17 protein-coding genes are annotated in these 13,944 nt (G+C 34.8%); 3 read left to right on the plus strand and 14 right to left on the minus strand.

The window, feature by feature from the left end:
• Positions 1-225: 225 nt before the first annotated feature.
• Positions 226-372, minus strand: a complete 147-nt coding sequence (locus ACIQAA_RS16290) for a hypothetical protein (RefSeq protein ID WP_402621461.1) — start codon at positions 370-372, stop codon at positions 226-228.
• 127 nt (positions 373-499) lie between these two features.
• Positions 500-2,119, minus strand: a complete 1,620-nt coding sequence (locus tag ACIQAA_RS16295; RefSeq protein ID WP_402621463.1) for a flavin-containing monooxygenase — start codon at positions 2,117-2,119, stop codon at positions 500-502.
• A 490-nt stretch (positions 2,120-2,609) separates the two neighbouring features.
• Between ACIQAA_RS16295 and ACIQAA_RS16300 the strand changes: the two genes are divergently transcribed.
• Positions 2,610-4,568, plus strand: a complete 1,959-nt coding sequence (locus ACIQAA_RS16300) for a sigma-54-dependent Fis family transcriptional regulator (protein ID WP_402621464.1) — start codon at positions 2,610-2,612, stop codon at positions 4,566-4,568.
• A 607-nt stretch (positions 4,569-5,175) separates the two neighbouring features.
• Here the strand turns inward: ACIQAA_RS16300 and ACIQAA_RS16305 are convergent.
• The 3 genes from ACIQAA_RS16305 to ACIQAA_RS16315 all read right to left on the minus strand — a co-directional run bounded on the left by ACIQAA_RS16305 (position 5,176) and on the right by ACIQAA_RS16315 (position 6,531).
• Positions 5,176-5,769 carry an MBL fold metallo-hydrolase gene (locus ACIQAA_RS16305; RefSeq protein WP_402621466.1) on the minus strand — a complete coding sequence of 198 codons (594 nt, stop codon included), beginning with the start codon at positions 5,767-5,769 and terminating at the stop codon, positions 5,176-5,178.
• A gap of 6 nt (positions 5,770-5,775) precedes the next feature.
• Complete coding sequence (locus ACIQAA_RS16310) at positions 5,776-5,961, minus strand: MBL fold metallo-hydrolase (RefSeq protein ID WP_402621601.1); 186 nt, start codon at positions 5,959-5,961, stop codon at positions 5,776-5,778.
• 201 nt (positions 5,962-6,162) lie between these two features.
• On the minus strand, positions 6,163-6,531 hold the full coding sequence (locus tag ACIQAA_RS16315) for an ABC transporter permease (RefSeq protein ID WP_402621468.1): 369 nt from the start codon (positions 6,529-6,531) through the stop codon (positions 6,163-6,165).
• A gap of 394 nt (positions 6,532-6,925) precedes the next feature.
• Here ACIQAA_RS16315 and ACIQAA_RS16320 point away from each other — a divergent pair, with 394 nt between their 5' ends.
• Positions 6,926-7,168: a hypothetical protein gene (locus ACIQAA_RS16320; RefSeq protein WP_402621469.1), complete on the plus strand. Its 243-nt coding sequence runs from the start codon at positions 6,926-6,928 to the stop codon at positions 7,166-7,168.
• Between the two features lie 57 nt (positions 7,169-7,225).
• Here ACIQAA_RS16320 and ACIQAA_RS16325 read toward each other — a convergent pair whose 3' ends face one another.
• The 6 genes from ACIQAA_RS16325 to ACIQAA_RS16350 form a co-directional block, all read right to left on the minus strand.
• Complete coding sequence (locus tag ACIQAA_RS16325) at positions 7,226-8,164, minus strand: IS3 family transposase (RefSeq protein WP_402621603.1); 939 nt, start codon at positions 8,162-8,164, stop codon at positions 7,226-7,228.
• Complete coding sequence (locus ACIQAA_RS16330) at positions 8,053-8,460, minus strand: helix-turn-helix domain-containing protein (RefSeq protein WP_402621471.1); 408 nt, start codon at positions 8,458-8,460, stop codon at positions 8,053-8,055. Before ACIQAA_RS16330 ends, ACIQAA_RS16325 begins: the two co-directional genes overlap by 112 nt.
• Entirely contained in the window at positions 8,460-8,618 is a 159-nt protein-coding gene (locus ACIQAA_RS16335) for a transposase (RefSeq protein ID WP_402621473.1), read from the minus strand. The genes ACIQAA_RS16330 and ACIQAA_RS16335 overlap by 1 nt, the downstream gene beginning before the upstream one ends.
• Before the next feature lie 356 nt (positions 8,619-8,974).
• Positions 8,975-9,154, minus strand: a complete 180-nt coding sequence (locus tag ACIQAA_RS16340) for a hypothetical protein (protein WP_402621475.1) — start codon at positions 9,152-9,154, stop codon at positions 8,975-8,977.
• Positions 9,155-9,284: 130 nt separating this feature from the next.
• On the minus strand, positions 9,285-10,400 hold the full coding sequence (locus tag ACIQAA_RS16345; protein ID WP_402621476.1) for a cysteine desulfurase family protein: 1,116 nt from the start codon (positions 10,398-10,400) through the stop codon (positions 9,285-9,287).
• Between the two features lie 214 nt (positions 10,401-10,614).
• Positions 10,615-10,770, minus strand: a complete 156-nt coding sequence (locus ACIQAA_RS16350) for a hypothetical protein (protein WP_402621478.1) — start codon at positions 10,768-10,770, stop codon at positions 10,615-10,617.
• 165 nt (positions 10,771-10,935) lie between these two features.
• On the opposite strand from ACIQAA_RS16350, the gene ACIQAA_RS16355 reads away from it, so the two are divergent.
• The gene (locus ACIQAA_RS16355) at positions 10,936-11,127 is read left to right on the plus strand and encodes a hypothetical protein (RefSeq protein ID WP_402621479.1); all 192 of its coding nucleotides are present in this window, start codon (positions 10,936-10,938) and stop codon (positions 11,125-11,127) included.
• A 69-nt stretch (positions 11,128-11,196) separates the two neighbouring features.
• On the opposite strand, the gene ACIQAA_RS16360 is transcribed toward ACIQAA_RS16355, so the two are convergent.
• The 3 genes from ACIQAA_RS16360 to ACIQAA_RS16370 all read right to left on the minus strand — a co-directional run bounded on the left by ACIQAA_RS16360 (position 11,197) and on the right by ACIQAA_RS16370 (position 13,938).
• Entirely contained in the window at positions 11,197-11,373 is a 177-nt protein-coding gene (locus tag ACIQAA_RS16360) for a DUF2187 family protein (protein ID WP_402621481.1), read from the minus strand.
• A 233-nt stretch (positions 11,374-11,606) separates the two neighbouring features.
• Positions 11,607-12,854, minus strand: a complete 1,248-nt coding sequence (locus ACIQAA_RS16365) for a Ger(x)C family spore germination protein (RefSeq protein WP_402621482.1) — start codon at positions 12,852-12,854, stop codon at positions 11,607-11,609.
• Positions 12,829-13,938: a GerAB/ArcD/ProY family transporter gene (locus tag ACIQAA_RS16370; protein ID WP_402621484.1), complete on the minus strand. Its 1,110-nt coding sequence runs from the start codon at positions 13,936-13,938 to the stop codon at positions 12,829-12,831. Before ACIQAA_RS16370 ends, ACIQAA_RS16365 begins: the two co-directional genes overlap by 26 nt.
• Positions 13,939-13,944 lie beyond the last annotated feature (6 nt).

Genomic DNA, 13,944 nt, shown 5'->3' on the forward strand with positions numbered 1-13,944 from the left:
ACCCCCATCCTGTCAATCTTATTTGGCAAAATCAATCTAGTTCAATTGAATTAAATTAGTTAAATAAATGTTAATTTTAGGGTTTTGTCGAAGGCTAAATTCAAATCAGTTAAATAAATTCAGTTCAGAAAATAAGTATGTTAGCCAATGTGTTAGCAAGATGGTTAGCAGGTGGTCGGCGTTCATTTAGGTTTTGCTAGTACTTTTAGTGTTAGCTTAATATTATTATTCTCCGACGGAGAAAGTAACTTCCCCTAAACCATTATATTTACCAGAAACAAAATCTCCGACTCTTATTAATACAGCACTAGTTAAGGCACCATATAATATAATTTCCCCTTTTTTAATTTTATCTCCTTTTCTTGCAAGCATATTTGCTAACGCCGCAATTGCATTGGCAGGATTAAAACGGCTTCTCTAGCTATGTTAGTTTGCTAGAGTTATTAGATTAATTGATATGCTGAAGCTTAAATGTTTTACTATTAAAACACAATCACTTCTACAAACTAGTAATTTTCTCTGGCACCTTGTCAAATACTAGTTCCTTAAATCCTCTCTTCTCTAATTCTTTATTGTAATTTCCCATTCCTCCCATATAGAATCTTAAAGAAAATGGTTTTCCTGGAATGTTTGCACCATAAATCCAAGACTGTGCCTTATGAAACAATGTTCCTTTTGACGTTTCTAAACATAGATTATACCAATCATCTACTGTCTCTTTCGTTGGTTCCGCCGTTTTTAAATTATTGTCCTTTAAATGTTTTATGAGATCTATTGCCCATCCTAGTTCCGATTCAATTGCTGGAGGGTTATTAGTGAACGAGCTAAGTGGAGCTCGTGACATAAACATATTTGGAAAATCAGATTCCATAATTCCTAAATAAGATCTTGATCCGTCTTTCCACTTATCTTTTAGATTTATGCCATTACGTCCAATCATATCGAACTTCTTATAATTACCATCCATCGCATCGAAACCTGTGGCGAAAATAATAACATCTAATTCATGTTCACCTTCTGCAGTACGAATACCTTTCTCCGTAACTTCTACTATAGGATTTTCCTTAATATCTACAAGTGTGACGTTTTCACGATTAAATGTAGCGTAATAACCCTTATCAGCACATGGGCGTCTTGCAAAAGGTTCTGTAGGTGTTAATTTTTGAGCAGTTTCAGGATCTTTGACAATCTCATGGATTTTTTTCTTAATAAAGTTTGCTGCAGCTTCATTTGATTCTGGGTTGATAGAAAGATCATTAAATACATGACTCAGAAAACGGAATCCATTTCCTTTACTCCATGCTTCCTCAAACATTCTTTCGCGTTCCTCTTCAGAAACATCCAATGCACTAGTCTCTGTATCAGGATAACCAAAGGCTGTAACAGAATTTCTTACCGTTTCCCAGATCTCGTCGTAATTTTCTTTGATTTCTGCAATTTCTTCCTTTGTTTGTTTTCGATAGCCCAGCGGAACAGTGTACTGTGCAGTACGCTGAAATACCGTTAAATGGTCAACTTCAGGAGCAATTTTGGTTATTAGCTGAATTCCTGTAGAGCCCGTACCAATAACCCCGACCCGTTTACCTTTATACTCCGCATCTTGGGGCCATCTCGCAGTATGATAATATTGTCCTTTAAAATTATCAAGCCCAGGGATATCTGGTAGATGAACAGAAGCCAAAAGCCCCAATCCAGTAATAAGAAATCTAGCAGTAAACGTTTCCATTTTGTTGGTTGTTACTTCCCAACAATACTCTTCTTCATTGAATCTTACTTTTATGACTTTTGTATTAAGTCTAAATTGATCTTTAATATTAAAACGTTCAGTAACATGTGTTAAATATTCAAGAACTTCTTCCTGTTTTAAATAATTATGTGTCCAAGAATAATCTTGTAATAATTCTTTATCGAAAGAAAACCGATATACAAAACTTTCAGTATCTGATAGAGCACCTGGATAACGATTCCAATACCAGGTTCCTCCAACATGTCCTCCTTTTTCAAAAGCACAAACTTCTAGATTAAGTTCATTTTTTAATCGGTGTACTGCATAAATGCCACTAAATCCTCCACCTATTACAATAGCGTCAAAATCCAACTTTTCATTTAAACGACTCATTATTAATCTCCTTTGCAAAAAAAATTGTAATTTGCATTACTTACCTTTTTATAATGCAATTAACGTGCCAATACGATTAACAAGGAAAAAAACTTAATTTTCCCTCTTGAAAAGGACACTAAAAAACAATCAAGGTGAAAACTTAACATCTAAAAGGGAATTAAGGATAGAATAAAGTGACTAAAAACGATACACTTGTTTGAAAAGTGTCTCAAAATTGTTTAAAAACTTTAGTCCTGGAATTTAGAAGCATAGATCTTCAGAAATAAAAAATTAAATTAAACCAGAGAGGATGTGGGAGGAAGATAATTAATTAGTGAATCAAAATAATACAATTGTTTAACTACTGTATTATTTTTAACCAATTTTGTTGAAATATTCCGAGTTTTATATATAATTATGTATTAATTAGAATTTCTAATTATTTAAACATTCGCCAGCATCTACATGATTTTTTTAAAGCGTTTACATTTTAGGAGGATAAAAGATAATGTACGGATTTAATTTTAAGGGGAATCAAAAAAAAATACGTGAGTCTTGGGAAAATTTTATGACCGATGGTATAATCGACGAAAAGCTTTCTCCCTATATAACGCAATCATGGCTGGATAGTAAACAACAAAATATAGACCCATTTCTTTCTAAGATACCTGTTGATTCTAAAAAATTCGAAAGTTATTTAAATAGTAACAACTTATTTGTTAACATTGCAGAGGAGACAATTGAACAACTTAAGATTTATTTAGAATCCTCCTCTTCCATTATTGAACTTTTTAATTCAGAAGCTATGTTGTTAGCAATTTCAGGTGACTCGACTATAATAGAGCAAATGGAAAATATAGACAATATTCCCGGATCGATAATAAATCAAAAAACTATGGGCACAAATGCAATTTCACTAGCTTTAAGTCATAATAAGCCTATTTTCGTCTCAGGTGCGGAGCATTTCAACACGATGTATCATGACATTAGTTGCTTTGCCATTCCTATACACAATACGAGAAATAATAAAATTCTCGGTGTACTAGATGTTACAGGCCCCAAAGAAATATTTACATCTCACACGTTTGGATTAGTTCAGGCGAGCGTTTCTGCAATTGAGAGAAAAATAGAAAAACACAATTTAAAACAAGATTCAATTCTATTAGATTATTACATTAGCCAGTTATCTCAAGGTGCCAATTCTATTCTGGCAATTAATATTAATGAACAAATTATCCGGTGTTCTGAAAAAATATCTTCATTTTTAGGACCATCCTCTAAAGATTGGGTTGGGCATTCAGTTACTGCATTAGCATTGCCAAATTTAAAAAAATACATGAAGTTAAATGAAGAAGAAATCGAATATTATGATACATTGCCAAATGGCATAGATACTCGAATTGTAATAAACCGTATCAGTCTTAAGGGGATTTTTATTGGATGGATTATAAAATTCTATTCGGTAGGAAGCAAGACTGATAAATTTAAAACAGTCAAAGCCTCTACTTTTGCTGAACTAATCGGTAACAGCCCTCCTTTTCAAAAAGCTGTCCAAAAAGCAAAACAGGTTTCTTTAAGTCACGCAAATATATTAATATTAGGCGAAACTGGTACTGGGAAGGAAATGTTTGCACGTGCAATCCATCAAACTAGTCAAAGGTTTGCAAAACCCTTTGTAACAGTTAATTGTGGGGCTATTCCTAAAGATTTAATAGGAAGTGAATTATTTGGTTATGAAGAAGGTGCCTTTTCGGGAGCTAAAAAAGGCGGGCAAAAAGGGAAATTCGAGCTTGCCAATGAAGGAACGATTTTTCTTGATGAAGTTGGAGAACTACCGTTAGAACATCAGGTATATCTATTAAGGGTACTTCAGGAACGAGAGATTTATCGCTTAGGGGGGAAAAATCCAATTAGGGTCGATGTTCGTGTGATCGCTGCTACCAATGTTGATCTGCTTGAAGCAGTGAGCAATGGGAGATTTCGTGAGGACCTGTATTTTAGGTTGAACGTCGTTAATCTAAGGCTTCCTTCACTAAACGAACGAGGAAAAGATGATATTATACGACTTGTTAACTATTTTGTGACTATATACAATAGACAAGAACAAAAGAAGACGTCATTTACAAAGGAAGCACTAGAATATTTAGGCTCCTACCCTTGGCGTGGAAATGTAAGAGAGCTTGAAAATAGCATTTACAGATTAGTTGTTTTGGCTACTGAAGAACAGATCACCCTTGAGAATATTACTGATGTTTTAGATAACTATAAAAAGAATACTGAAACACCGTTAGTTGAGTTAGGAGAAGTATTAACCATCAATGAAGTAGAAAGAAAAGAAATCTTAAGGGCCCTTCATTACTATAACGGAAACCTCACAAAAGCAGCAAAAGAACTGCAAATTTCTCGTGCAACGCTTTATAGAAAGATAGAAAAATACAATATTACAAAAGATAAGATTATCAAATAATTCAATAGCGCTCACAAAAAAACACATAATATTCCAATTTATTTTAAATCTCTATAAAAACAGCTTGATGGTCAGTCCATTAGGCTGTTTTTTACATATCATCCTTTTACATAATTTTCTTATTTATACATTTATCAACAGAATGCTTATGGCTTAAACTCATACTTACCCGATTGAAAAGTTTATATATTAATAAGCATTTTGGGAATTTAATTCTAAATAGAAAATTGACTTTTTCTTTATATTTAGGGCACAGACTTTATTTTTTTAATTGAACGATAAATGTTCTTCAATAATCGAAAAAATCACTTGCTTAAAGTCGGATAATTTGTTGTTGGGGTCGGTCTTTTTCTTTTGTTAACAATATCTCCTACTCTGTTCATTAATGCATATTTGATAAAAGTACCACCAATGTCGATCACTATATACAAGTTCTATCAACTCAGTTACATTAATTATGGGAAATAAATATTACATATTAAAATACTTCTCTTACGTACTTTAGTGGTTTACATATCGAAACAATAATTAGTCTTCTAATAAAATATATTCCATTAAAAGAAAATGTCCCTTAAAAGGTTAACTAATAAGGAACATTTCTATCTTACTATTGATTTACCTTTTCCTTACTGTAGACAATATTACCAAGTCCGCCATCTAGCCTTTTCATTGTCTCATCAATTTTTTTTGCAATAAATACTGTATGTCCCATAAAATTAAATGGAACATCATCTGTCCTACCAGCTTTAATGTCTTCACATACAGCTAAAACGGAATCCAACATTACCTTCGGAGCATCTCCGTCTCCATGTGATAAGTAAACTCTGTCATAACGCCCATTGGTCAGTTTATCTAATTCTATCAAAGTCTTCTCGTTTGAACTTACACCGAGTGAATACTCATCAAAAAGGAACGTAAAGGGATTACAAGCATCACCTAAAAGTAATGTTCTTTCTTCAACGAGCAAGATTGTAACTAGTCCCAGGGTATGTCCGGCACCAACGCAAATTTCCAGATTAATTCCACCGAAATTGAAATGGTCCCCTAGCAAAAGCGGTTTATATCGATCACTCGATTCTATGGGAATAAAATCCTCTTCTATAACAAACGCAAAGTTGTCACCCATAGTCATGTTAAGATATTTCTTTCGAATCTCATATTCACTGTGATTTGCATGGACTTCCTTATCTAATGAATTCATAAATACTTAATCAAATGCAGGTGCACCCATAGCATGATCTACATGACCATGTGTTAACATTACAAAATATGGCTTATCTGTCAGATTATCAATATAAGCTTTTAAATCTCCAACTCCAGTTCCTGTATCTATAAGTGCAGCTCGAACTGTACCTTCCACTAAATACATTAATTCACCAGTTGGGCCAAAGATTTTTGTAACTTTATTACAATTTTTCTAGATGTAAAAAGTTGAAATTCCTCCATCGTATTCCCTCCTCTAACATGCTAGTTAAACATCCAGTAAAATTACAAATATATTAAGCTTTAACTGCAACTACATTTACTTTTGCTTTCTTTTCTCTTCTTTGTATTGAATCAATACCGACTGCTGCTATAAGTACAATACCTTTAATTACACCTGCCAATTAGAATCGACATTCATCAATTGAAGACCATTATTTAAAATATCAATAATCAATATACCTGCAACAGCTCCTCCTACCTTTCCTTCACCACCGACAAAGCTGATACCACCAAGGACTGCTGCGGTCATACAATCGAATGGATAAGATGCGCCAGCACCGGGTTGAGCAGAGTTTGTCCGTGAAAGCATAATTAAAGCTGCTATACCAGTAATAAATCCGCAGAAAGCATAAACGATATAGGTCATTTTTTCTATATTAATACCTGCTAAACGTGCTGCCTCACGACTTCCACCTATAGCATAAACATAACTTCCAAAATATGTTTTTTCAAGATGAACCATGGCCGCCACTCGCATCAGTATTTCCTGGATGGGCAAAGGCGGTACTACAAGTGTTAACTACTACATGAAAATTCCTTAGTATTATCAATTACCCTTATAATGGTAAATCTATTTCAAAGAAGTTACCGATGTGGAAGAAATATAAAACACGGAGATACCTTTTGCATAAACAAGACTGTTGTTAGAGAAAAAGAACTTAGAAACATAATTCAAAATGACCTTCAAGGACTTTTTCAATCATTTCAAAATGATCAATTTTTAGAAAACTTATTAAGTAAGTTGAATACTAAAAAGCGGCAAATTCAAAATGAAATTCAAAATATAGAGAAGGAGATAAAAGATTTACGAAAAAGAAAGTTGGATTACGTGAATTTATTCACCGACAATGTGATTTCTAAGGAAGATTTAATTGAATACAAAGCTAACTGATAAAAACTTGAAAGAGTTAGATTTATCAATGACACAACTCCAACAGAAATTGGAAGAATGTACAAATGAAAACTATACGCTTAAAATGGGTAATAAGCTTAAGGAACTTCTTTCACTTAAAGATCTTACTCCTCAAGTTTTGAATACACTTATTGAGAGAATCACCTGTAACACTCAAGGTGATATTCATATCCAATATAACTTCGTTAATCCATTTAATTAAGAAACAAGGAAAAGAGGCAACTCAAATGAGGTGACCCCCGAAAGTTAGAGTTTTATATTATGCAGCTAATTGGCTGGTATGGATACGGTATTGTACCGGACTCATGCCTGCCAATTTTTGCTTTATACGCTTGTTATTATAGTAAATCATATATTCTTCAATTCTCTTTTTTAATTCCTCATATGTACACAGTGCTTCTCCATAATACATTTCTTGTTTCAACAAGCCAAAAAAGTTCTCCATAGGCGAATTATCCAAACAGTTTCCTTTTCGCGACATACTTTGGAACACCTTTTTTTCCTTGAGCGTTTTTACCCATTTATTATGTTGATAATGCCACCCTTGATCAGAATGGACAGTTGTTCTAAACTTTGAATCTTTTACAATTTCTAGAGCTTCCTCGAGAGGTTTGAGCGCTAATTCTAGGGTTGGGCGCATACTTATCCCGTACGATAGAATTTCACCATTAAACATATCCATTATTGGACTTAGATATAGTTTTACACTGTCTGAACACTTGAATTCTGTAATATCCGTGGTTAATTTTTGATGACAAACATTTGTATGAAAGCGACGATTGATACGGTTCTCGGCAACAGTACCAGTTGTGCCTTTGTAAGAACTGTATTTGCGTGATTTTAATCTAAATTTATCTCCTTTGATCCCGAGTTTATTCATGATGCGTTGCACCTTCTTATGATTCACTTCAAAACCACGGTTTTCCAATTCTAATTGAATACGACGATAACCGTAATTTCCATTATGTTCTTCGAAAATGGATTGAAAAAGATCCTCTAACTCTTGGTCTGGATTTTCTTTCTTCATGTTTTTAATATGATAATGGTAGGAGGATTCGGGAATGCCAACTATTTGTAAAACATCTTTTAATTTGAAGGTTTCTTTGAGTTCGAATGATAACGCTGCTGGTGCTTTTCGAGATAGCCCTCCGGATCCATCTGAAAAGCTCGCAACTTTTTTAAGTATTCTACCTCCAATCGAAGAAGTTCGTTATCTCTCTCCAATTTTTGTTCGTACGATAATTCTTTTTCTTTTGTAATTTTTTTATTTCCGTTGTTCTTAGCTTTATCTGACATGGATGGCCGTCCTTTCGATCTATCCAGGGCCTCGGCACCACCCTCCAAATAAGCTTTCTTCCACGAAGCTACCATAGAAGGGTTAGTTAACCCAAAATGAAGGGCTGTATCAACCTCTGAAGAACCTGTTCTTTTCATAAAGCTTAATACATCCAGCTTGAATTGAACAGAGTAAGTTTCCTTACTCTTCTTTTTCATCAAACCTTTCTCCCCCATTTTTCGTAAACCTTTACCCATTTCATAATGCGTGTATGGTCCTTCATATTATGCTTTTGTGCTAAAAGCCTATATCCTAATTTACCTTCTAGATACTCCTTTACTAACATTAACTTAAATCCTTCACTATACTTAGCCATAAAGAAACACCCCGAAAATTAGATTCACTCTAACTTTCGGGGTGCAGTACATATTGTTCCAACTTATAAGATTGAGTTCTTTTTGCCAACCCTTTGATGATTCAGATAAAATTACAATTGTCTCAATTATTTCATATTTTTTTAAACCATGCTTCCCTCTCTCAGACTTATATCCTCTGTTTAATTTAAAAATCTTTTATCATCCCCTTTTGGTACTTATACCCGGTAGTTTTGTATAAACCAAATAGATCAAAACCAGGTTCTTATTAACAATTCAATTATTAAGCGTCTAGTTACGGATTGTCAAAAATTATTATAATCAGTTCATTTAGATAAATTGCTTTTATAACTTTGCACTAAAACCGTATTTCTTTTTTTGATTGTTCCTTCCAATAAGTCGGCAGGAGCACGGGGACGTTTGTATTTTCTGGCAGACCTTTTGCAGCCGATCGTAAAAAGGGAACCACTTCGTTGGGCTTCGAAAATGCAGCGAGAAACAATATACCAATTAAAGATAGTAGAACTAGTTTCTTCATAAATAGCCCTCTTTCAAGACAAGTTATAAATTATTATTTGGAATAACCAAAAGAACTATTTATGAAGATACTTTAGGATTTTAGTGAATTTTATATTGATTAATTGTGTCTGCCCGTGCTGTAAGGTTTGTCACAATATTTCTTTAAACGCTTTGACGACAATATCTATCTCATCCTTGGTCGTATATCTACCTAAGCTAAATCGTATAGCACCCATTCCGACCTCTTCAGGTACGTTCATTTCCTTTAACACCGGTGATAATTCAATACTGCCGGCATGACAGGCTGAACCTGTAGAGGCAGCAAGCTGAGGGACTGCATCCAATAAATCTTGCCCAATCCTTCTAACAAAACTGACATTTAGGGTATTCGGTAATCGTTCCTCTGAATGTCCATTTAACACAACCTGATCACCAAACGCAGCTTTTAATTGCTTCCAAAAATAATCGGTCAACTCCTTTTGATTATTGGTCCCTAATTGTGCACCCGCGATTTCACATGCCTTCCCTAATCCGACTGCCAATAAGGTATTTTCAGTTCCTGCTCGTAGTCCATGTTCATGTCCTGCGCCATGAATCAGCGGTTCCAGCTCGATCCCACCGCGCACAAACAAAGCTCCAATACCCTTTGGAGCATACAGTTTATGACCAGCAATCGTTAGCATATCTACTCCTAACTCATTCACATCCACTGGAACTTTCCCCACGGATTGTGAAGTATCCGTGTGAAAAGCAATTCCATGCTTATCTGCTATCTTCCCAATTTCATTAATAGGCTGCAGGGTACCTGTTTCATTATTGGAATGCATAATCGTAATTAAGATGGTCTCTTTTGTAATCGCCTTTTCGATTTCCTCTGGTGATACTCTGCCATATTGATCTACACCCACGTATGTTACCCGCGCTCCGATTTTTTCAAGAAACTTACATGGATTAATAATCGCTGGGTGTTCAATTTTTGAGGTAATAATGTGGTTCCCTTTATGCAGGTATTTAAAATAAAAGCCTTTAAGTGCAAGGTTATTGGCTTCACTTCCACCCGAGGTAAATATAATTTCTTCAGGAGAACAGTTTATAAGTTGTGCAACTTGTTCTCTCGCTTTATGTAATACTGCTTTCACAGGTTTTCCCGCCCAATGAAGTGCTGAAGGATTCCCATAGTAATCATTCAGCAGTGGCTGCATCGCGTCAACCACATCAGGTGCCAATGGTGTGCTTGCGTTGTAATCGAAATAAATTTTTTGCATTTTTAAAACCATTCCTTCCGCTGATAAGACTAATATCTAGTTATATCTTATTCTACTAAAAAAATGGTTTAATAGTTCTAAAATTGGCCCTAATTAAAAACAGGTCCATTTACAGTTTGTACGGAGTACTTTCTGAAATGGACTTTTTCAACGGATTTGGGTCAATTCTTTATTTTGAGTTTACATAATTAAATTATGGTTTTCCAATTAGTGCTTATGATTTTCCCGCTGTTATATCGTTGTATGGCAGGATCAGCTTTCTCACTCTATCGTAGTTCATTGAACTAATTTCACGGATTAATCTTGGAATGGCTTCTTCAGGGTATCCATAATCTCGAAGCAGCTTTTCCATCTTTTTGGTTTCGTCCATACAGGTTCCTCCTAAATGCTTGTTCATGGTTCAACGAAGTGTCACTCTTACTATTCCCTTAATGATGAAAGAGTTATATGGAAAAATTTTTTCTCAAATGCTATTCCCATTGAATTAGTCCGTCCATTATTACATAACCTATTTCTGTTTAGGAGGTGAATCATCATGGCAAATAAACAAAATGATAAAGGCGTTGCGGAAGGCATCAAAGAAACAGCGGGTGCTGCTTTCCATGCGCTTCATAGTGCATTAGAAACGACTGAAAACGTAGCTATGAATGCTGTTGACGCGGCTAAAAACGCTACAGATAATTTAACTGGTAACCGAAACGAAAAGGGTCAGCGCAATCACGATTAAGAAATGGAAAAAATCCCTTTGGTTGAAAGGGATTTTTTTATTGGCTTTCTATTACGATTTAGTGCCAATTTATTTTGTGATTTTGTAATTTTTATGATTGACAATCGTGATGAGAGGTTCATCCTTCTCCTTTGACACACCATATTGTACCATAACAGAATTTTCCCTTACTCCTGTGACTACACCTTCTAAAGAATTTCCATCGCGTTTAAAGGAAATCTTATCGCCAACTTTTGCATTAGCCATTCTATCACCTCAACCTATATATTTTCCAAAAATTACTGATAAAATACGAGTCTTCTGTTTCAAATCATATTGATTAAAAGATTGAAAAAAAAGGCAAAACGATTATAGCAAGGGTAAGAAAGAATACAGCTAGTGCACTTATTTTTTGTTTTCCCTTCCATAGAGTGACACCAAATCCGAAGGTATATATTGTAATCGAGACTAGAGTAAGAATAATAAATAATTGCACCCTACTATCCCCCCAACTTTTTAGCATTTCTAGTTCTATTTCCGTAATCAACAATGGTGATATCCACTTTTACTCGGATGTCCGCGCGAGGGTAAGCTTTTGCCCAATTGAATTTTTTGTATTCCTGAATCGTTCTAAAGTATTTTTTTGAATATATTGGAAGAGGATATGGAATTCCTTTGAATTTGGTTTGTGTTTTCTTTAAAAGGTCTTCATTCACTTTTTCAAGATGATCAGCGATACTTTTTTTTAAGATTTGTTGGTTTTTTTCTTTAGAAAAGTTCACCATACTAGGGTTAGACATAATTTCTAATTGTAAAGGGATGGTAATTAAAATCTTAGGTGTTATCCCCTTTAAATCCATTTTTATTTTATTGTTTTCCGTTTTCATGATTCTTGCTGCAAATTGTTTCTTTTTATCTGAAAAAGGATCAGGCATATTCACTAATATATCTTTAATATCCGTTGTATCATCTAGAATATTGATCGTACGGGTTTCTTGACCAGTTAGTGTATCAAACATAACCCCACTCTTAAAAACAGCCGACCCGATAAATTGTGTATTATCAAGTTCACCCGTTGCATTCAGTTCACCTGCCGTGTATTCATCTTCCCTTTTTATTTCAGGATTCTTTTGCCTTTTGGCAGTAGTGTACATGGCCAAAAAGAGATCGCTCCCTCTTTCCGTCGTTTGGAAATAACGGAATAGCGTAGAGTCGGGAATGAGCCCATTTTCAATTCCGTGATCGACCATAAATTGAAAGTATTTATGTGGCCTCGTTTCCATTTTCGGTTTATTATTCAGAAAATACTGTGATGCATTTTCTTTAGAAACGGCGATATAACTATTTAGGCGAATTTCTTTATCTTTTAACACATCGGAAAATGTATTAGGAAAGATTGAATGTCTTGCAAATTCTTCGGAAACAACAAATATCCTTAATAGTTCGTAACTTATATTACGTGAAATGATTGAATTTGCAGTCGCTTTCGCTGCGATGAAATCATTTGCATCAAACGTGATGATTTCTCGCGGTTTTTCTGTTGAACCGCCGCCGCCTTGCATACTGCCCACTTCAGGATTGGCAAGTAACATGGTGACTTTAATTTTATCTTTTTCTTTAGACCGATCAAGTCCTAATCCGATGACATAGGATTTATCCTCTAGTTCTTCACGATCCCAACAACCAGATAATAAGCAAACCATGACGAAAAACAACCATAATTTACATAATGTTTTTGTTTTTTGCATGTTTAAATTCTCCCTTTATCAAAGCAACTAGCCATAGAATAATTGAAATGACGGCGAACATTGGACCTGCTGTATTCACTACTATCGGTTTAAATACAAGGCTGACATCAATAGGTGTTTCAGGAATCATTCCAATCATCAGATAAATCGTCGCAAGTGAAGGAATCAAGTATTCAAAGTCTTTAATTTTAAATAGATGACCGAACATGAGGGCATTTATGTATAAAAACGCGGTGAAACGAATAAATGCCGCCATAATCCATATGATGAAAAAAATGATTTCGACATTCGGAATGTAATCACCAAGTGAAATAAAACGAATAACGGTGTGGAATGGGTAGGCAACTCCCCCTAAGCCTTCATCAAACATGCAGACAAAAATAAGAATAGCTATACTAATTTGGAGGCAGACGTAAATATAGGCAAACATAGTACCTTTTTTGAATGCTTTGTTTGATGTAAGATACGGTACCATCATGGTCAAAAGAAAAAAATCAGCAAATAGAGTTAACATTTGTGATCCTTCCTTCACTAGTTCAAGTGGTCCAGGACCCCAAATGGGAAACATAGCATTAATATTGGCATGCTGGGTACCCAGCCATAAGGCAAGATACAAAGAAAGTACAGCATAGAACACGATTAAATAGGAAACCGACCCAATATGTTGAAGTCCTTTCTTGGCTCCATATCCACAAATAAACATTAAAATGGCATAAATGATGAGAGTAGGTGTTGTAGTAAAGTAAAATGATCGAATGATGTTGGTATACGTTCTGGTATCAAACGAAACAGCATATGAGTTGATGATGAAAATCACTAGGCAAACCAAAAAACCTAGATATTTTCCCAGTATTTTTTTTATAATGGAAAACAAATCCTTTTCTTCATACAATGACATCGTTTTTATTAATAAATAGAGAGGGATAAAAAAGATTCCGGCTGAAATGAACGGAATCAACCATGCTGCATTTTGTACTTGACTGTACAGATGGGCCGGCGTATCCTCAGTGGCTTTCGACCCTACCATTAATACTGCGATGGAAACAAATTCACGAACTCCAATTTTTCCAGACTGCTGTTTCATATCGTT

This window comes from Neobacillus sp. NPDC093182 (genome assembly GCF_044754045.1).